The organism is Bradyrhizobium sp. AZCC 1721, assembly GCF_036924715.1.
In the GTDB taxonomy this organism is placed as follows: Bacteria; Pseudomonadota; Alphaproteobacteria; order Rhizobiales; family Xanthobacteraceae; genus Bradyrhizobium.
Genome location: NZ_JAZHSB010000001.1, coordinates 3,165,501 through 3,183,160 on the forward strand (window position 1 = coordinate 3,165,501; position 17,660 = coordinate 3,183,160).

At 62.2% G+C, this 17,660-nt stretch carries 19 protein-coding genes and 1 pseudogene; 8 read left to right on the plus strand and 12 right to left on the minus strand.

Annotated features, from left to right (window positions below):
* Positions 1-79: 79 nt before the first annotated feature.
* A complete protein-coding gene (locus V1273_RS14885) occupies positions 80-1,339 on the plus strand; it encodes a serine hydrolase domain-containing protein (RefSeq protein WP_334410079.1) in 1,260 nt (419 codons plus the stop codon).
* Between the two features lie 159 nt (positions 1,340-1,498).
* Here V1273_RS14885 and V1273_RS14890 read toward each other — a convergent pair whose 3' ends face one another.
* Positions 1,499-1,957 carry a DUF3237 domain-containing protein gene (locus tag V1273_RS14890; RefSeq protein ID WP_334410080.1) on the minus strand — a complete coding sequence of 153 codons (459 nt, stop codon included), beginning with the start codon at positions 1,955-1,957 and terminating at the stop codon, positions 1,499-1,501.
* Between the two features lie 261 nt (positions 1,958-2,218).
* Between V1273_RS14890 and V1273_RS14895 the strand changes: the two genes are divergently transcribed.
* Positions 2,219-2,689 carry a hypothetical protein gene (locus V1273_RS14895; RefSeq protein ID WP_334410081.1) on the plus strand — a complete coding sequence of 157 codons (471 nt, stop codon included), beginning with the start codon at positions 2,219-2,221 and terminating at the stop codon, positions 2,687-2,689.
* A gap of 186 nt (positions 2,690-2,875) precedes the next feature.
* On the plus strand, positions 2,876-3,511 hold the full coding sequence (locus V1273_RS14900; RefSeq protein ID WP_334410083.1) for a class I SAM-dependent methyltransferase: 636 nt from the start codon (positions 2,876-2,878) through the stop codon (positions 3,509-3,511).
* 60 nt (positions 3,512-3,571) lie between these two features.
* Here the strand turns inward: V1273_RS14900 and V1273_RS14905 are convergent, their stop codons facing one another.
* Positions 3,572-4,462 (minus strand): AraC family transcriptional regulator, encoded by an 891-nt coding sequence (locus V1273_RS14905; protein WP_334410084.1) that lies wholly within the window; start codon positions 4,460-4,462, stop codon positions 3,572-3,574.
* A 139-nt stretch (positions 4,463-4,601) separates the two neighbouring features.
* On the opposite strand from V1273_RS14905, the gene V1273_RS14910 reads away from it, so the two are divergent.
* A complete protein-coding gene (locus V1273_RS14910) occupies positions 4,602-5,357 on the plus strand; it encodes an SDR family oxidoreductase (RefSeq protein WP_334368362.1) in 756 nt (251 codons plus the stop codon).
* Between the two features lie 153 nt (positions 5,358-5,510).
* Here the strand turns inward: V1273_RS14910 and V1273_RS14915 are convergent, their stop codons facing one another.
* From V1273_RS14915 to V1273_RS14930, 4 genes are all read right to left on the minus strand, one after another.
* A complete protein-coding gene (locus V1273_RS14915; RefSeq protein ID WP_334368363.1) occupies positions 5,511-5,915 on the minus strand; it encodes a PIN domain-containing protein in 405 nt (134 codons plus the stop codon).
* Positions 5,905-6,135 carry an AbrB/MazE/SpoVT family DNA-binding domain-containing protein gene (locus V1273_RS14920; protein WP_334410085.1) on the minus strand — a complete coding sequence of 77 codons (231 nt, stop codon included), beginning with the start codon at positions 6,133-6,135 and terminating at the stop codon, positions 5,905-5,907. The genes V1273_RS14915 and V1273_RS14920 overlap by 11 nt, the downstream gene beginning before the upstream one ends.
* A 198-nt stretch (positions 6,136-6,333) precedes the next feature.
* Positions 6,334-7,506 carry a trans-sulfuration enzyme family protein gene (locus V1273_RS14925; protein ID WP_334410086.1) on the minus strand — a complete coding sequence of 391 codons (1,173 nt, stop codon included), beginning with the start codon at positions 7,504-7,506 and terminating at the stop codon, positions 6,334-6,336.
* 226 nt (positions 7,507-7,732) lie between these two features.
* Positions 7,733-8,083 (minus strand): hypothetical protein, encoded by a 351-nt coding sequence (locus V1273_RS14930; RefSeq protein WP_334368365.1) that lies wholly within the window; start codon positions 8,081-8,083, stop codon positions 7,733-7,735.
* 195 nt (positions 8,084-8,278) lie between these two features.
* On the opposite strand from V1273_RS14930, the pseudogene V1273_RS14935 reads away from it, so the two are divergent.
* Positions 8,279-8,753, plus strand: a pseudogene (locus V1273_RS14935) (VOC family protein).
* Between the two features lie 226 nt (positions 8,754-8,979).
* Positions 8,980-12,285: a DEAD/DEAH box helicase gene (locus V1273_RS14940; RefSeq protein ID WP_334368366.1), complete on the plus strand. Its 3,306-nt coding sequence runs from the start codon at positions 8,980-8,982 to the stop codon at positions 12,283-12,285.
* Positions 12,286-12,306: 21 nt separating this feature from the next.
* On the opposite strand, the gene V1273_RS14945 is transcribed toward V1273_RS14940, so the two are convergent.
* The 3 genes from V1273_RS14945 to V1273_RS14955 form a co-directional block, all read right to left on the minus strand.
* On the minus strand, positions 12,307-12,699 hold the full coding sequence (locus V1273_RS14945) for a VOC family protein (protein WP_334382528.1): 393 nt from the start codon (positions 12,697-12,699) through the stop codon (positions 12,307-12,309).
* 137 nt (positions 12,700-12,836) lie between these two features.
* On the minus strand, positions 12,837-13,313 hold the full coding sequence (locus tag V1273_RS14950; RefSeq protein WP_334410087.1) for an RES family NAD+ phosphorylase: 477 nt from the start codon (positions 13,311-13,313) through the stop codon (positions 12,837-12,839).
* Between the two features lie 2 nt (positions 13,314-13,315).
* On the minus strand, positions 13,316-13,750 hold the full coding sequence (locus tag V1273_RS14955; RefSeq protein WP_334368369.1) for an antitoxin Xre/MbcA/ParS toxin-binding domain-containing protein: 435 nt from the start codon (positions 13,748-13,750) through the stop codon (positions 13,316-13,318).
* A gap of 323 nt (positions 13,751-14,073) precedes the next feature.
* Here V1273_RS14955 and V1273_RS14960 point away from each other — a divergent pair, with 323 nt between their 5' ends.
* Positions 14,074-15,285: an MFS transporter gene (locus tag V1273_RS14960; protein WP_334410089.1), complete on the plus strand. Its 1,212-nt coding sequence runs from the start codon at positions 14,074-14,076 to the stop codon at positions 15,283-15,285.
* A gap of 45 nt (positions 15,286-15,330) precedes the next feature.
* Here V1273_RS14960 and V1273_RS14965 read toward each other — a convergent pair whose 3' ends face one another.
* Genes V1273_RS14965 through V1273_RS14975 form a run of 3 tightly spaced genes read right to left on the minus strand, consistent with a single transcriptional unit; the run spans position 15,331 to position 17,029 of the window.
* On the minus strand, positions 15,331-15,828 hold the full coding sequence (locus V1273_RS14965; RefSeq protein WP_334410090.1) for a peptide deformylase: 498 nt from the start codon (positions 15,826-15,828) through the stop codon (positions 15,331-15,333).
* Between the two features lie 45 nt (positions 15,829-15,873).
* On the minus strand, positions 15,874-16,575 hold the full coding sequence (locus V1273_RS14970) for a class I SAM-dependent methyltransferase (RefSeq protein ID WP_334382524.1): 702 nt from the start codon (positions 16,573-16,575) through the stop codon (positions 15,874-15,876).
* Positions 16,565-17,029, minus strand: a complete 465-nt coding sequence (locus V1273_RS14975; protein WP_334368373.1) for an Rrf2 family transcriptional regulator — start codon at positions 17,027-17,029, stop codon at positions 16,565-16,567. The genes V1273_RS14970 and V1273_RS14975 overlap by 11 nt, the downstream gene beginning before the upstream one ends.
* A 167-nt stretch (positions 17,030-17,196) precedes the next feature.
* Here V1273_RS14975 and V1273_RS14980 point away from each other — a divergent pair, with 167 nt between their 5' ends.
* Positions 17,197-17,655 carry a RidA family protein gene (locus V1273_RS14980; RefSeq protein ID WP_334382523.1) on the plus strand — a complete coding sequence of 153 codons (459 nt, stop codon included), beginning with the start codon at positions 17,197-17,199 and terminating at the stop codon, positions 17,653-17,655.
* The last annotated feature ends 5 nt before the right edge of the window (positions 17,656-17,660 follow it).

The window sequence follows — 17,660 nt, forward strand, 5'->3', positions numbered from 1 at the left end:
CACCCCAGCGCAAACGTGGGATGTGCGGTGCGTGACCGCATGGTACGACGTCGGGATCACCTCTCTGGAGTGATCCTCGATGTCCACCGCGACCGCCCCAAGCCAACAGCCCCAAACCGCCGCCCAGACCGATCCGCAAACGCTCGGCTGGATGCAGGGCTTCCCCCCGCCGCCGGATAAAGCCATCACCTTCCAGAACGGATCGTTCCGCAGTTTCCCCGAATTGCGCTGGGCCTGGAGCAACATCCGCCAACTGGTGCCGACCGTGAACGTCTGGCGCGGCGCGGGGCCCGCGTCCGTGTTGCCGCGCGAGGAGCATGATATCGGCGCGTCCGCTTCGGTCACGATGGACGGGCGGCCGATGACGTTTGCGCGCATGCTTGAGGAAACCTATGCCGATGGCGTCGCCGTGCTGCACCGGGGCAGGTTGATCTACGAGCGCTATTTCGGTGCGCTGAAGCCGCACAAGCCGCATATCGCGATGTCGGTCACAAAATCGTTCACCGGCACGCTCGCCGGCATTCTGGTCGTGGAGGGCAAGATCGATCCGCAAGCGCCGATCACGGACTATGTGCCGGAGCTCAAGGCCAGCGCGTTCGGCGATGCGCGCGTGCACGAGGCGATGGATATGACCACGGGCCTCGAATACACCGAGGTCTATACCGACAAGAATTCCGGCGTGTTCGGGCTCAGGCGGGCGAACGGCATGGCGCCGATCGAGCCGGGCTACGAGGGCGCGACCAATATTTTCGATTTCCTGTGTGCGCAGCGCAAGCAGGGCGAGCACGGCAAGGCCTTCGCCTACAAGACCGTCAATTCAGACGTGCTGGCCTGGATCTGCCGGCGGGCGAGCGGCATGACGTTGTCCGATCTGCTCTCGGAGCGGATCTGGATTCCGATGGGTGCGGAAGAGGACGCGCATTATCACGTCGACCGCATCGGCACCGAAAGCGGCGGCGGCGGGCTTTCGACGACACTGCGCGATCTGGCCCGCTTCGGCGAGACGATCCGCAATCACGGTCGCTTCAACGGCCGCCAGATCGTGCCGTCTCAAGTCGTCGAAGACATCGCGCGCGGCGGCGATCCCGAAAAGTTCAAGCCGGCCGGCTACACCACATTGCCCGGCGCGTCGTACCGGAACCAGTGGTGGGTGACACATAACGCGCACGGTGCCTTCATGGCGCGCGGCGTTCACGGGCAGGGCATCTATATCGATCCGAAAGCCGAGATGGTGATCGCCCGCTATGCCTCACACCCGGCCGCCGGCAACGCCGCCAACGACCCGGTGACGCTGCCGGCTTACATGGCGCTGGCGAAGGATTTGATGGCGGGAGGCTGACGCCGTTGGCGCTCACGTCGATCCGCGCGTGGATCGCGCTCTGCGGTGCCTTCAATCGCTTCATTGACATCCTGCAATGCGATATCGAGCAGGACGCTGCCGGAAGCTCGTAAGCGCGGCCCGATGGCAGGCTCCGGCGTAATCTGGCGCATTCAGCAATCACGTGACGCGGTAAATGCGGTACTCGATCTGGTTTTTTCCGGTGAGACGGCCCTCGGCCAAAAATACATGCTGGTTGAGCCAGGCATAATTCGGTGCGCCGGTATCGAAGCGCATCGCCATCCGCATGTAGTGATCTTCAAAGCGCGTGGCGGTGGCCGCTTCAGCGGCGTTGGTGAATGCGTCATTCATCTGCACGAGGCCGGTGTAGTGCAGCAGAATAACCGCGTCATCGTCCGTGATGAATTGCACGCGGACATCGGGCCGGCCAAAGCCATCCGCGCCCGGCCGGTACCAGTCACCGCCCGGCATCGCGATCCGCGCATTGATACGCGGACCTTCCAGCGTGCCCTCGCTCATCTCCCAGTAGATGTGCTCGCCAAGGGGCGAGCCTTGCGTCGCCGGCATCGGACCGCGCACGCGCAGACGATAGGTCATCTCGAATTCAAGACCAGCCATTGGATCGGCCTTTTCAGCAACATCGGTCAACGGCGGCGCCGGCGCGCCGTTCCCGGTGAAGGACTGCCTGGCTGGCCGGGATCACCAAGGATTTTTTGGTTCCAGACATGCTCGCGATCAAGACGCGCTTCATGCACTTCCTGGCACTACGCCCGATCGGCAGGGATCCATCTTTCGACATCGGCTTTCCGGCCCTATCTGCTCCTCGTCGCGGAGGGGAGTACGCTAGACATCACGGTGACAGCCGAAAAGGAGCAACGCATGAGCGCGACAGCACTGGCCGTGCAGGGTCACCGGCTGATTCAGATCGGCGTGGCCCTGTTCCTCTTCACGAGCTTCCAGGGATTTGCGGTGCCGTATTTCGCCGCACCCAATCTCGGCCGTTCGGTTCACACGCTCAGCGGATTTACCGGAGTGTTGCTTGTGGCCGTGGGTCTGGTCTGGCCGAAGCTGAAACTCACATCGGTGCCGTCACGGCTGGCATTCTGGTTTCTCATCTATTCCGCGCTTGCAACGATCGCCGGTTTCGTGATCGCGGCTCTTTCGGGAGCCGGCGGTTCGATCATTCCGATCGCGGCGGCCGGCGCTCGTGGGAGCGACGCTCAGGAGATGCTGATCCAACTCGTCATGTACCCAGCCGCCCCGACGGGAATCATATCCTTTGCGCTGATCCTCTGGGGTCTTCGCGGCAGCGGGGTTCATGAGAACTCAGTAGCTCGCAGGGTGGATTAGCCCAACGGGTCCGCGCAAAGCGCGGCCCGATGACAGGCTCCGGCGTAATCCACCGCATTGTCACATCGTGACGAACGCGTGAACGGCGGGTTACGCTTTCGCGAACCCACCCCGCCGACCTGCGCCGCCGTTAGCATTTCCATTTCCTGCACATATGCTAGAAGCCGCAGCGCAGGGGGAGCCGCCATGTTTCGTGTTGCAAATGATGCTCGGTTCTGGGATCGCGCTGCGCGCAAATATGCCGCCGACCCGATCGCCGATATGGCGGGCTATGAGCGCACGCTGGAGCGGACGCGACATTATCTCAAGGGGGACGAAGCGGCATTCGAGTTCGGATGCGGAACGGGAACGACGGCGCTAAAGCTCGCGCCATCGGTCGGGCGCATTGTGGCGACCGACTTATCGGGCGAAATGATCGCGATCGCGCGCGAGAAGGCGAAGGCCGAGGGCTGCAGCAACGCCACGTTCGAAGTGGTGCGGCCCGAGGCGGCGCCGTGGCCGGACGGGACTTTCGATATCGCTTTCGGCTTCAACGTTCTGCATCTGGTGGCTGAGCGCGAAGCGGCGCTCCGAAGCGTCCATCGGCTGCTGCGGCCCGGCGGGATCTTCATTTCCAAGACGCCGTGCCTGAAGGAAATGAATCCGCTATTGCGCATTGCGCTGCCCCTGATGCAACTCGTCGGCAAGGCGCCCTATGTGGCGTTCCTGTCCGCGGAGGACCTGGAGCGCGAAATTTCGGCAGCGGGATTTGAAATCATCGAGCGCGCCCGCCATGCCTCGCGTGGCAAGGACGGGCGGCCGTTCGTTGTGGCAAGGAAGTAATTGTCGATAGCCACACGGTGTGCTCATCGTGACGAACTGGTGAACAGTGCGCAGGGTGAATCAGGCGGCCTGGACATTCCCTCTCGCTGCCTTGGTCTCCCGGCCCGGCGGCAAGCCGAACAGGCGGCCGTATTCCCGGGTGAACTGCGACACGCTCTCGTAGCCGACCGCAAAGGCCGCGCTGCTCGCGGCCATCCCTTCAGATAACATCAGGCGTCGCGCCTCGATCAGGCGCAATTGTTTCTGGAACTGCAGCGGCGAAAGCGACGTCACGGCCCGAAAATGCTGATGGAAGGACGACGGGCTCATCCCGGAAACGGCCGCCAGTTGCTCGACCCGTAGTGGCTGGGCGAACTTGGCCCGAAGCATTGCGACCGCGCGCGCCACTCGCTGCACGTGACCGTCCGGCCAGCCAAGACGCCGGATCGCCTCTCCGTGGCGGCCGGTCAGAAGCCAGTAATGCATCTCACGTATCAACTGTGCGCGCAGCACTGGAACGGACGCCGGGCGCTCAATCAGGCGCATCAGCCGAAGGGCCGCGTCGGTGACCTCGGCATCGGTCGGCTCCCAGCGCACGGGCGCGCCGTCGGCGGTCGGCACGGCTTTCATCTCCACGGCGAGATCTGCGATCACCGCCGGGTCGAGGTCCAACACGAGCGCGAAGTAGGGCGAGGCGATGCTCGCCCGCTTGACCTGGCTCACCGTTGGAACGTCAGCTGTGACCAGCAAAGAGTCACCCGCGCTGAACGTGAAGGCCCGATTGCCCATCGTCACGTGCTTGGTTCCCTGCAGCACGAGACAGACGAGCGGTCGGGAGATCGCGTAGTCGAGGCCGCTGGGTGCAGTCGCACGAATGGCCGTCAGACCGGCAATGGGAGTCCGGGCAATCCCGGCCGGATCGGCATTGGCCTGTGCATAGCGGCGAACAGCCTTGAGGAGAGTGTCGGTCATGCGGCCATCCTATCGCGCCCGGATTGACGCGTAAATTCGATCTGGAGGATTAGGCAAGGATCGTCGAGGTTCCGGCAACTAAGGCTGGCTCGCGTGCGCCATATCGGCGTGGTCACGCATGCAAAAAGGAGTCTGACCAATGACCAAGATCGTCCTCATTACCGGTGCAAGCCGCGGGCTCGGCCGGAACACGGCGCTCAACATCGCCCGCAAGGGCAGCGATGTCATCATCACCTATCAAAGCCGGCAGCAAGACGCCGAAGCCGTTGTCGCCGAGATCGCGGCGATCGGCCGCAAGGCGATTGCCCTGCAGCTCGACGTCAGCGATGTCTCTACTTTCGCCTCGTTCGCCGATCGGCTGCGGACGATGCTTCGGAAAACCTGGCAGCGCGACAGATTCGATCACCTCGTGAACAATGCCGGCCATGGCGACATGGCGTCGATCGCCGAGACGACCGAGACGCAGTTCGACAGACTGGTCAACGTTCACTTCAAGGGCGTGTTCTTTCTCACCCAGGCGCTGCTGCCGCTGATCGCCGATGGCGGCCGGATCGTGAATCTTTCCACCGGCCTGACCCGCGTGTCCTTCCCCGGCTTCTCTGCCTATGCGGCGGCGAAAGGTGCGGTGGAAGTGCTCAGCGTTTACATGGCGAAGGAGCTCGGCAGCCGCGGCATTGCGGTCAACACGGTGGCACCGGGCGCGATCGAAACCGACTTCCTCGGCGGCGCCGTCCGCGATACGCCGGATCTCAACAAGACCTTCGCGGGCATGACCAGCCTCGGCCGTGTCGGCCAGCCCGATGACATCGGCCCGATGATCGCGAGCCTGCTCCGCGAGGACAATCGTTGGATCAACGCCCAGCGGATCGAAGTCTCCGGCGGCCAGGTCATCTGACCGATACGCCTGAGCGCGTTGACGCTAATGTTGGTGCGGTGCGCGCAAGCGCCCCCGACCGGACCTCCGACGTCGGTTGGATTAGAAAAGCGTACGTGATGACAGATGGTGGGCGCGGCGCGATAGCGCCTTTGCCCACCCTGCGGCTGCTAGCTAAGCACCCCGAAATGGATTGATGATGCGCAGGCCTTCGTCCAGCGCCATCCCGTCCTGCAAGTCCTCGGACCAGAGTGTATCGCAACCGGCGTGAACCGCCGAAGCGGCTATCATCGCGTCATAAATGGAAAGGCCGTATCGCTCGGCGAGGCGGAGTCCGGTTTCGTAGGTCTCGACGGTGAGGGGATGGACAGTCAGCAGGCCGCGCAACATATTCAGGAACGCGTGCGTCTCGTCCCACGACATGCGCATCTTGCGGCGCGCAACGTTGGTAAGTTCGTTGAGAACCTGCACGCTGATCGAGCCGCCATCGGCAATCGTGGCCTCCGCCCGATCGGCCTTGGCGGCATCGCCGGATGCGAGGTAGACGAGGACATTGGTGTCGAAAAAACTAACGGGCATTCGCCTCGTCTCTGTCGAACTTGAAATCGGCAGGGAGACGGCCGCGGAAGGCGCGAAGGCGTTTCAACAGCTCGTCGCGGCCTGGCTTGCGCGCCACACCGAACTGTCGTTCGGCAGTCACGTGGATCTCGATTTCATCGCCTTCCCTGAGCCCAAGCGCTTCAACCACGACGGCGGGAAGGCGAACCGCGAGACTATTTCCCCATTTGGCGACCTGCATGCGATCTCTCTGTCTGCTGGATATACATCATACAATATGTATATCCAATGATGACGAAGGTCAAGGAGGCAGCTCGAAAGACGGAATCGCCGAGCCTGTCATCGGGCCTCCTTTCGCGCGATCTGTTGCCCTCGCAATGATGAAGTTGGATTAACTAGGGAATAGCCTTCGCTATTACGCCACGAGCTTCTCCGTGGTTCACAGCGGATCCGCTGACAATCTCTGCAAGAGCCTTTCGACGTCTGCATGGAGGTCCTGTTCCGCCTCTAGCCCGATGCTGAAGCGCAAAACCAAATCGTCGTGGGGCCAGGGCGTGACGCTGCGATGCTGTATGACGGGCATCGGTGCCACAAGGCTGCGCGTTCCTCCCCAGGAAGCTCCGATCGAGAATATACGCAGCGTATCGAGAGCTTGAGGCACGCGGGCTGCCATACCTCGCCGAAAGATCACGCTGAACACACCGCTCGCGCCTCGGAAGTCGCGCTTCCAGAGGGTGTGGCCCGGCGATTGCGGCAGCGGCGGGAAGAGCACCGCCTCGACCAACGGCTGTGAGGCGAGCCACGAGGCAATGTCAGTCGCCACCCGGGAGCTGTAGGATAGCCTGACGGCCAGCGTTTCCATGCCTCGAAGCACGAGGGAGGCGTCGTCGGGCGAGGCGCCTATGCCATAGCGGCCAAGGGTTGAACGCATCGTCTCGACGAATTTCTCGTCGCGCACCGTGATAGACCCCATGAAGACGTCGGAATGGCCGGCGACGTATTTTGTGAGCGCTTCGGTGACGATGTCCGCGCCAAGATCGAGCGGCTTCAGGTTGAGCGGTGTTGCCCAGGTATTGTCGCATCCGACCAGCGCGCCCGCCGCATGGCTCAGTTCGGCAAGGCGCGGTAAGTCCGTTACCTCCATAGTCGTAGACCCCGGCTGCTCGCACCAGACCATCTTCGCACCGCCGCGGAGCTTGCCGGCAAGGTCCTCCGGCGACGTCGGATCGAAGAAGATGGTGTCAATGCCAAACTTTCGGAGGTCGCGATCAGCAAAGTCGCGCGTGGCAGGGTACACGTTGTCGGCCATAAGCAGGCGGTCTCCGGCCGACAACAATGCGAGCAATGCGAAGGCGTTTGACGCTTGCCCGGAGGGGGTGAGGAAGGTGCGGACACCGTTCTCGAGAGCCGTCAATTTCTGCTCGAGTTCTCGCGTCGTCGGGGTGCCATACAGGCCATAGCTATAGCCGTCTGGCGCCCGCTTGCCGCGATTCCGGTACGCTTCGGCGGAGTCGAAGACGATGGTGGAGGCGCGATACGTCGGCACGGCGAGACTCGCAAAGCCGTGCGTACTGACCTTCATGGACTGGACTACGAGGGTCTGGTCATTCATGGGAATTTCTCCGTAATGGCGAGGCATGCGACGAGGCGCACGGCAGGAGCAGGCCCGGGCATGTAGGCATAAGAGCGTTCTCCAGCGAAAGCCTGAACCAGAATCTAAAGCCCGGCTCTGATTCGATCAGAACCGGGCTCTGGTCTCATTGGTACGCACAACATTTGCGCGCCGCCGTCAGCCCGAGGCTGCATTGCGGAGCAGCGTCCACACAGATGCTCTCAAACTATTGCCGAGGCGTGGTGAACTGCGGACATCGATGGACGTAATCCCAGGGAATATCGTACACGCACGTGAAGCGGATATCGTCCGATGTTTTGAGTGGCGGAGTCTCCACGATGACCGGTCGGTCGACCTCATTCGACAGACCATAGACAACGCCGCCGGCCGGCCAGAAACCGCTTACGCCCCGGTGATGATGGTGATGGTGCCCCGATTTGGGGAATGCCGGGAAAGCCGGACGCGACGGCGCAACGCCTGCGCCGCGCGCCACGCCCGGATCGGCAAATGCCTCGCCCGCGGCAAGGACAAGCGCGACTGCACTGAGAGACGCGATAAACGTCGTTCTATAGGTCATGGCACTCACCCATCGTAGGTTACTGAGCAGCATTGCCAAAACGCTAAGCTGAGCCTTTCGTGCCCGCAAAGCCATAATTAATTATTGGTTAAGGCGTAAGCTTAATGGGGGGAGGCTCGCTTCGCCGGTGGCGTGAATGCCCGGGCGCTACCCTCGAAGCCAGTCGACGGCGTGAGTTATTGATAGGAGATTGCGATGGCCGAGCTCGTAACATGCCTGTGGTTCGATCAGGGCAGAGCGCGAGAGGCGGCGGAGTTTTACGCCGCTACGTTTCCCGATAGCCGTGTCGGCGCAGGCCATGCATACGCCAAGCCGGGCGTGGGGCAGGGCGACGAACTGACGGTCGAGTTCACCGTGCTCGGCCGGCGCTTCCTGGGGCTCAACGGCGGACCCAACTACACGCCGAACGAGGCGGTGAGCTTCATGGTCCAGACCGATAGCCAGCAGGATACCGACCGCTATTGGAATGCCATCATCGCCAATGGCGGGCGAGGAAAGGCCTTGCGGTTGGTGCAAGGACCGTTGGGGTTTTTCCTGGCAGATCGCGCCCAAGCGGTTGCTCGAGCTTTTCAACGGATCCGATCGCGATGCCGCCAGGCGTGCGATGGACAGTATGATGACGATGAAGAAGATCGACATCGCGGAGATCGAACGGGCGGCGGCGGGGTGATAGCTGCAAGAAATCGCGAGCACTTTCAAATTCCGGACGGCGGCCCGGCAAATCGGCCGACTGGTGGTTCTTCTGGTGGGATTGACAAGTAAACCAAGGGGTGTGAACCGGGCCGTGTATGACGTTGAACCGCCGGGGACGATCGAGTGCGACTAGGGCTATGAGCTTGCTCACGTCGGATCATCCTCTTATGTAGCCAATCGCTTATGTCGTGGAATTTCATTGCGTGCTTTCGAATCTGCTTAAGCGCAAGGACTTGTATGACTACTTCAGCCGTTCGGCTTTTGAGAAGGCGCACGTCTATCAAGCGCAAGGCCGCGTCAAGGGACTGGAGGTCAGCGAAGACCTGACGCACCTTCGTGCCAAGGTGCGAGGGAGCGGATCGAACGAATATCGCGTCGATATTCAACTTGAATTCAGTGACGATCGGCTCACTGACCTCGACGGCGAATGTAGCTGTCCGATGTCCTTCAATTGCAAGCATGTGGCAGCAACCCTGCTCGAAGCCACCAGCGGTAAGCCGTCATCGGTCGGTTCGACGGCGACCGAGCAAGCTGCGGCAACCCTGCCGCCCGTGCTGGGCTATGAAGTCGTTAGCTGGCTTGAGAATATCGGAAACGCGGTGCGCGGCGACGATTATCCCGCTGAACTGAACCAGCGGCTGCTTTATCGTCTGCATCCCGCCCACGAGGGCGTACAGACCCCACTTCTGGCCGTATCGCTGCTCTCGGTCAGGGTGCTGAAAGGCGGCGATTTCGGCGGCAACTACTCCCAACCCAGCGTGTCCGATTTTGCATCCGAGCGGGCACCGAAATATTACCGCGACAGCGACATCGATATTTTAAGTCAAATTTCGGCTACGTCCCGAGGAGTTTACTACAGCCAACGGCCGCTTTCGGGCGAGCTATTGCAGCGGATCGTCGCGACGGGTCGTGCCTATTGGCTCGACCATAAGCGACAGCCGCTGCGATGGGGAGACAAGCGCGAGGGTCGGATCGAATGGCGCCAGGCCAGCAAGCGCGGTATTGCTCCCTGCCTTCTCGTGCCGGGAACGATTGCGCTCAATGCCGAGCCGCCGGTCTATGTGGATGAGTCCGCCGGGACCATCGGACCGGTAGAGCTGAGCTTGCCGCCTCGGCTTGCCCGCCAGCTCTTGTCGGCGCCGGAGATTCCGCGCGCCCAGGTTATGGAAGTGTCGCGGCGTCTCGGCCAGCGTCTGCCGGAACGTCATCACGGCCTGTTGCCGGCGACGCCGGCGGCCGCGATGCAGATCGACGAGCAACCGGTCCCGGTATTGCGGCTGCAACAGGGTCGGATGAGCGAGGTCTCCTTCTACTACCGCGAGGCGCGAGCAAACAGTGGCCAGGTCGCGGTCGCTCATCTCGGCTTCCGCTACGGCCCGATCGAGATCGATCTATCGGAACGGGCGAGCCGGGTGGAAGCATTTCACGCCGGACAGGTCTACGCGATCAAGCGCCGTCAGCCGAAGGAGAAAGAGGCCCGCAGACGCCTGACCGATCTCGGGTTCGTCGAGGCGAGGGCGAAGTTTCCCTTTCTCGATTCCCGCCATGGCCGTGACCTGACACTCGACGAGCCCTATGACTGGCTCGACTTTCTCAACCTCGAGGCGGCTGAGCTGCGAGCGCAGGGTTTCGAGATCCATATCGATGACGACTTTCCCCATCGGCTGGCGGCATCGGGCGACTTCGATGCGGAGCTGAATTCCAGCGGTATCGACTGGTTCGAACTGGCGCTCGGAATCGAAATCGACGGCGAGCGTCGCGACCTTGCGCCGATGGTAGCTGCGCTGGTTTCTGCGCCTGACTTCACCGCCGATCGGATCAAGCAACTCGCCGAGAGCGGCGATCATTTCTATCTGCCGCTTGCCGACGGCCGCCATGTTTCATTGGCCGCCGATCGCTTTCTTCCGCTGATATTGGCGCTGCATGGTCTGAACCTGAGCGGGATTTCCCCAGACGGTTCGGGAAAGCTGAAGCTGTCACGGGCAGACGTGGCGCCGCTGCTCGGGGTTGAGAACGACAAATTCGTCTTCCGGGGCGCTGACAATCTTCGTCGTCTCGCCGGTCTGGTTCAAGCCCATGGCTTGAGCGATCCGCGCCTGCCGGAAAGCTTTCGCGCCGGACTTCGGCCCTATCAGGCGCAAGGCGTGGCCTGGCTCGATCTGCTCCGCGAAAGCGATCTAGGCGGCGTGCTGGCCGACGATATGGGGCTCGGCAAGACCGTGCAGATCCTGGCCCTTCTTGCGCTGGAAAAGGCGCGCGGGGCTCTCACACAACCGGCTCTGATCGTCGCACCGACCAGCCTGATGACCAACTGGTTCAACGAAGCGCAGAAATTCGCGCCTGACCTGAAAGTCCTGGTGCTGCATGGTCCCGATCGCAAGCACAGCTTTGCGGCCATTCCCGAGCATGATGTGGTGCTGACCACCTATCCGCTGATCGCGCGCGACCGGGAGGTCCTGTTGTCTCGCGATTGGCACATGGCGGTGCTGGACGAAGCGCAAACGATCAAGAATCCCGACGCTGCGACCACCCGATGGCTGCGCGACGTCAAGGCGCGGCACCGCTTCTGTCTGACGGGGACGCCGATGGAAAATCATCTTGGCGAACTCTGGTCGATCATGAGTTTCGCCAACCCCGGTTTTCTCGGCGACAAGGCCGGCTTTTCCCGTCAGTGGCGGACCCCGATCGAGAAGCGCGCCGACAAGGTCCGTGCGGCCGCGCTGGCCCGGCGGGTCAGGCCGTTTCTGCTGCGCCGGACCAAGGCGGAGGTGGCGGCGGAGCTGCCTGCCAAGAGCGAAATCGTCGAGCGGATCGTCCTGGAGGGGAGCCAGCGCGATCTCTACGATGCGATCCGCCTGTCGATGTCAGAAAAGGTTCGCAAGGCAATCCAGCAGCGCGGCCTGGCCAAAAGCCACATCGTCGTGCTCGAAGCGTTGCTGAGAATGCGGCAGGTCTGTTGCGATCCCTCGCTGCTGAAGCTCGACGACAGTGTCGCGCGGCCGTCGGCCAAGCTCGACCGATTGATGGAAATGGTGCTGGAGCTGCTGAGCGAGGGCCGGAAGATCATCGTCTTCTCGCAATTTACCTCCATGCTCGACCTGGTTCGAAAACGCCTGGACGCGGAACGCGTGCGCTATGGCGTGTTGACTGGAGAGACCAAGGACCGCAAGCACGCGATCGACGGTTTTCAGAACGGGACGAACGACGTTTTCCTGGTCAGCCTTAGGGCCGGCGGCGTCGGCCTCAACCTGACGGCGGCGGATACCGTGATCATCTTTGACCCCTGGTGGAATCCCGCCGTCGAGGAACAGGCGATCGATCGTGCCCACCGCATGGGGCAGGATAAGGCGGTTTTCGTCTACCGGCTGGTGGCTGCCGGCACCGTCGAAGAGAAAATGGAAGAGCTCAAGGAACGGAAGCGTGCCTTGGCCGATAGCCTGTTCGATTGCGACGGACGGATCGCATCAGCGCTCACGGAAGAGGACGTGCGGGCATTGTTCGAGGATTGAGCACGTGGGCGGAAGGCGCCGTCAGGGATTCCAGCCGCCGCTGCCGTACTCGCGGGTAATAACTTCAAGAAGATGCCCGTTCTTCTCCTGGAAGTAGATGCCACGCCCACCGTCGTGGTGGTTGATCTTGCCCGGTTGCGTCCGTCCAGGGTCGGCCCAGTAGGGAAGCTGCCGTTCCCGGACTCGGCCGAGGATCTCGTCAAACTCGCTTTCGCTGGTCAGAAATGCATAGTGCTGCGGAGTAACGTCGCCGTCGACATCCATGTAGTCGAGATTGGCGCCGTTTTCGGTGGTGACCATATAAAACGGTCCCCACTTTCGCGGGGCGGGGAGACCGAGCATCTCGGCCAGGAAGGTTGCCGACGCCTTGCTATCGTGGGTCGAAAGAATCGTATGATTGAAGTGGATGGCCATGGCGATCTCCCAGGCTGGAACAGCTTCATCGTTCTGCGGCGTGGAGCTGGTTAACTGGGGCGCAGGTTGTATCGTTCCATTGACGAAACCGATGGCAAGCAGGGTGAATAGCGCAGGGTATTCGCCGATCGGACTAGCTACCTCCCATAAAGCCGCACATCCCACCACACCGGCTCGGGTAGGGTGTGCGTGATGTTCTTGGCATCGGGATGAGCCGGGTTGATCAGAAAGTTGCGCTCCAGCCGCGCCGGGATTGAGGGGACGATCAGGAGCGCCGAACGCTTCTCCTCGTACCATTTCTGGCAGAAGCTCTTGCAGATCGTTTCGTTGCGTGAATCCCAGCCGGGATGCGCCGCAGCTTGGAAAACTTCATACGACACGCCGTTTGGTATCGTGATCTCGATGAAGTGCTGGTTGGCGGGCATCACCAGATTGGCGTGCACCAGCTTCTCGAGCATGGCGGTGGAATAGTGCTCGGATGCGTAGATCATCGGGCTGGTACGCGTATTCCACCGGCCCGGGTAGAGGCGCGATCCCTCGGCATCGTACACGGGGTAGGCGCCGTCCGGATCCCCGATGCGATAGCATGTCAGGACACGATCGCTCTTCGGCACGCCTAGACGCCGCCGCTATAGGCTGTACGCCCGAGCAGGTTGACGACGGCGTCCGCCCCGGGGCCGGTTGCCAAGGCCAGTTCGAGCGGGGTCTTGTCTTCAAGCATAGGGTGTGGCCGGTTGAGAAAATCGCGCACCTTGGCCTCGTCGCGAAACACTTCGAGGCCGAAGGCGAACACTTTTGCGACACGCGCGAGCCGGTCGCTCTCTTCGGTCGTCAGATGCTGCTTTTCCTTGCGCCGCCGTTCCAGCGTCGGCTTCGGCACCACGCGATAGGTGAAGTGACGGACGTCCTGCGGGGACACGCGGCCGGCGAATTTATCCAACGCCGATACCGGCAGGCCCTTCTCCACGGAACGGGCGAGGGTAAGCGTCGTCTCTGTGTTCTTCGGCTTGACGCCGAGCAGACCGGCCAGGATCGCGGTTTGATGGCTCACGGGAACCTCTAAATCAGGTGAGACAAAAATATACCTCAGATGAGACATAGTCAAGGGCGATATCATTCGTCGTGATCCTGGGATTGACGGCGACTCGAACTCGCGGACGTCTTCTTCGACGTTGCGAGATGCTCATCGCTGAGAAGCTTGGGCTCGATAAGTCCTTGCACTGGGACCGGTGGCTCCACAGGCTGGTTGGCGTCGTCTACCCGCAGAACGAACCTACCTCGCTCGCAAAAAAGTGAGCTGCGGCAGCCTTCGGCCTGTCGGCTCCGGCCCATTCCGTTCGTCTTCCAGCCGAAGAGGCTGTCAGGAGATCAGGAATGACCAATTCTCGCTATCGCTGGGTGATCGTCGCTGCCGGGGGCCTGCTTGGCTGTGTCGCGATCGGGGGCATGTTTTCGCTGCCGGTGTTTTTGCAGCCGATCGCGCGGGATACCGGCTGGTCGGTGACGGGCGTATCCAGCGCGATGACGATCGGCTTCCTCGCGATGGCCTTCACCAGCATGATCTGGGGCAACTTGTCCGACCGGCTGGGGCCACTGCCGGTGGTGCTGACCGGTTCGGTCGTGCTCGCGGCAAGCCTGGGACTGGCGAGCCTTGCGACCTCACTGGTCGTGTTTCAATTCGTCTTCGGGCTGATGGTCGGCGGCGCCACGGCTGCGATCTTCGCGCCGATGATGGCTTGCGTGACCGGCTGGTTCGATACCCATCGCAGCCTTGCGGTCTCGCTGGTCTCGGCAGGCATGGGGATGGCGCCGATGACCATGTCGCCGCTCGCCGCCTGGCTGGTCTCGAATCATGACTGGCGCACCTCGATGCAGATCGTGGCGCTCGTCGTCGCCGCGATCATGATCCCGGTTTCGTTGCTGGTGCGCCGCGCGCCGGCGCTTGAGAGCGGGGCGTCCGCGCCATCGAGCGCGCCGGCGGAACCGGAGATGACGCTGGCGCAGGCGCTGCGCTCGCCGCAATTCATCATCCTGCTGCTGACGAATTTCTTCTGCTGCGCCACCCATTCGGGCCCGATCATCCATACCGTGAGCTACGCCATCAGTTGCGGCATCCCGATGATCGCCGCCGTCACCATCTACAGCATCGAGGGCCTGGCGGGGATGGGCGGCCGTATCGCCTTCGGCCTGCTCGGCGATCGTTTTGGCGCCAAGCGCGTGCTCGTCTTTGGCTTGCTGGCGCAGGCGTTCGGCGCACTCGGTTATGTCTTCGTGCGCGATCTCGCCGCGTTCTATGCGGTTGCCGCGCTGTTCGGCTTCCTCTATGCCGGCACCATGCCGCTCTATGCCGTGCTTGTGCGCGAAAACTTTCCGTTGCGGATGATGGGCACCGTGATCGGCGGCACCGCGATGGCCGGCAGCCTCGGCATGGCGACGGGACCCTTGGCCGGCGGTTTGATCTACGACACGTTTGCCAGCTACGCTTGGCTCTATATCGGCTCGTGGATCATGGGGCTCGGCGCATTCCTGATCATGATGACGTTCAGGCCGATGATGGTGGCACGCGCTGCGCCGGTGCCAGCGTAAAGGCAGGGCAGGGCGGAATAGCAGAGCATTCCGCCCAATCTATCTTCAGCCCCGCGAGAGCTTCTCGAAACGCTTGATCAACCGCTCGCGCTTCAGGCGGGATAGTCGCTGAATCCAGAACAGGCCATTGAGCTGATCGATCTCATGCTGGTGGCAGACGGCGCGCAGCCCCTCGGATTCCTCGGTGTGTTCATTGCCGTCGACGTCGTGATAGCTGATCCGAACGCGCGCATGACGCCGCACTTCGTCATTAACCCCCGGCATCGAGACGCTGCCTTCCTGATGCATGATCATTTCAGGCGAGGCCCAGATGATCTCGGGATTGATATAGGTGCGCGCGCCATTGATGGGGTCGAGGTCGAGCACCACGACCCGCAGGGAGACGCCGACATGCGGCGCGGTGATGCCGATGCCGGGCGCGACATGCATCGTCTCGAGCAGGTCTCTGGCCAGGTCGCGCAGCGCGTCGTCGAACACGGTCACCGGCTGCGCCGGGAGCGCAAGCCGGGGGTCGGGATATCTGACAATCGGACGGATGGTCATGATTTGTTGCTGGACGGCTGAATCAGGATGCCTGACTACCACGCTTCACGCATACGCAATCCAGCCGCGCCAGGTAAAGGCGGCGTAGAACAACTCCACATCCCGGAATCCGGCCTCACGCAGAATTTGTGCGTCCTGCTCCGGACTGAGCACGGGCAAGCGCGCCTCGACCGCCGCACGCGCCGTGTTGGCCTGGTTCGGATCGGCGCCGGAGGCGATCGCATAGGCGGCATAGCGCGATAGCCATCGCGCGCGCTCGCTGTCCTGTTGCGGAAAACTGGAATGGGCGGCCACGAACGGCGCTCCGGGCCTCAGGCGGCGGTGGATTTCCCAGGCCGTCCGCCGCCGTTCGTCGACATCCAGGAAATGCAGCGTGAGCAGACAGGTGGCGGCATCGAACGGCCCATCTGGCGCATCGTCGATATAACCCTCTTGCAACTGCACGCGCGCATTGAATGGCCCCAGCGTCTGCTCGGCCAGCTTCAGCATTTCGGAGGCCGGATCGACGCCAACGAACCTCCAGCGCGGTTCTGCCGCCGCCAACGCCGTCAACTCCAGGCCGCCACCCGCGCCGAGCACCAGCACCCGTGCGTCTTGCTCAGCCTGTTCCGCCAGCAGGATGCGGGTCATGCGGTGAAGGTCCGCAAAGCCGGGCACGAAGCGCGGCGGTCCATCCGCATAGCGCGCGACCGCGTCGGGATCGGAGAAGTGGGCCAACAAGGCGTTGGCGGCCGCGTCATGATGCATGGGCGATCTCCAGACGATGACGGTTGCGCCGGTCGCCCAGGCGCTTCTGAAAATCGGCGCTCAACATTGCAAGCGTCACATCCTTAAGACGTGAGAGCAACAGCGCCTCCGCCTCGTCGAACGCCCGGTCGAGCGCAGCATTCACGGCCTGTTCGACAAGACAGCCCGGGGCTTCTGTTCTGTTTCCCATGGCGAACAGCGAAGGTTGGCCGAGCGCCTGATAGACATCCCGCAGCGATACTGTCGCGAGGTCGCGGGCGAGGGTCCACCCGCCGCCATGGCCTTTCTCCGATCGCACATAGCCCTGATCGCGCAGTCCGGACATGATCCGCCGGATCACCACGGGATTGGTGTCCATGGCCCGTGCGAGCACGTCGGAAGTCACCGGCTCCTTCCGCTCGGCCATGTGCAGCAGCACGTGGAGCACGCCTGAAAGTCTACTGTCTCGTTTCATGTAACTATTGATATTGCATGATACGTGGCAGGTCAAGCCGCCTCTGTCATCCCGCTTCGCGCAGCGAGAACGTGGACCCATATACGCAGTCTTGAGGCGAACCATTTTCGTAGTGTCGGGTTCTAGATCGGACCGATCGGGGCGGGGCTCGTCTGCAGGAGACAGCGATGCAGCTCGTCACGCACAAGAAGATGAAGGGCGGCCGGCTGATGCCCTGGGGAAAGGGCACGGTCGTCACCGGCGCAAAGGGCTATGTCTTTCTGGCCGGTAACACAGCCACCACTGAAAATTATGATCCCGAGAACGCCAAGGGCGGTGCGGCCGGTGACGCCGCAACACAGTGGCGCTTGATTCTCGCTAACATCAAAGCGGATCTGGAAGAGCTCGGCAGTTCGCTCGATCACCTCGTCAGGATCACCCAGTACGTCAAGGGACCGTTTCCGGACGGTGGCGTCCTCAGCTCTCCCAATTTTCGCCTCGACGTGATGGACGAATTCTTCGCCGAGCATTGCCCGAAGCATTGCAGCTATAATAACCCGCCGCCATCAGAGGTGATCGGGGTCGCAGCGCTGGCGCATCCCGACCTCGTCGTCGAGATCGTCGCCGTCGCCGCACTGCCGGGCTGAGCGTT

Coding starts and splice junctions, on each gene's coding strand:
- V1273_RS14885 (WP_334410079.1), top strand. CDS start 80: ATGTCCACCGCGACCGCCCCAAGCCAACAGCCCCAAACCGCCGCCCAG.
- V1273_RS14890 (WP_334410080.1), bottom strand. CDS start 1,957: ATGGCTGGTCTTGAATTCGAGATGACCTATCGTCTGCGCGTGCGCGGT.
- V1273_RS14895 (WP_334410081.1), top strand. CDS start 2,219: ATGAGCGCGACAGCACTGGCCGTGCAGGGTCACCGGCTGATTCAGATC.
- V1273_RS14900 (WP_334410083.1), top strand. CDS start 2,876: ATGTTTCGTGTTGCAAATGATGCTCGGTTCTGGGATCGCGCTGCGCGC.
- V1273_RS14905 (WP_334410084.1), bottom strand. CDS start 4,462: ATGACCGACACTCTCCTCAAGGCTGTTCGCCGCTATGCACAGGCCAAT.
- V1273_RS14910 (WP_334368362.1), top strand. CDS start 4,602: ATGACCAAGATCGTCCTCATTACCGGTGCAAGCCGCGGGCTCGGCCGG.
- V1273_RS14915 (WP_334368363.1), bottom strand. CDS start 5,915: ATGCCCGTTAGTTTTTTCGACACCAATGTCCTCGTCTACCTCGCATCC.
- V1273_RS14920 (WP_334410085.1), bottom strand. CDS start 6,135: ATGCAGGTCGCCAAATGGGGAAATAGTCTCGCGGTTCGCCTTCCCGCC.
- V1273_RS14925 (WP_334410086.1), bottom strand. CDS start 7,506: ATGAATGACCAGACCCTCGTAGTCCAGTCCATGAAGGTCAGTACGCAC.
- V1273_RS14930 (WP_334368365.1), bottom strand. CDS start 8,083: ATGACCTATAGAACGACGTTTATCGCGTCTCTCAGTGCAGTCGCGCTT.
- V1273_RS14945 (WP_334382528.1), bottom strand. CDS start 12,699: ATGGCCATCCACTTCAATCATACGATTCTTTCGACCCACGATAGCAAG.
- V1273_RS14960 (WP_334410089.1), top strand. CDS start 14,074: ATGACCAATTCTCGCTATCGCTGGGTGATCGTCGCTGCCGGGGGCCTG.
- V1273_RS14965 (WP_334410090.1), bottom strand. CDS start 15,828: ATGACCATCCGTCCGATTGTCAGATATCCCGACCCCCGGCTTGCGCTC.
- V1273_RS14970 (WP_334382524.1), bottom strand. CDS start 16,575: ATGCATCATGACGCGGCCGCCAACGCCTTGTTGGCCCACTTCTCCGAT.
- V1273_RS14975 (WP_334368373.1), bottom strand. CDS start 17,029: ATGAAACGAGACAGTAGACTTTCAGGCGTGCTCCACGTGCTGCTGCAC.
- V1273_RS14980 (WP_334382523.1), top strand. CDS start 17,197: ATGCAGCTCGTCACGCACAAGAAGATGAAGGGCGGCCGGCTGATGCCC.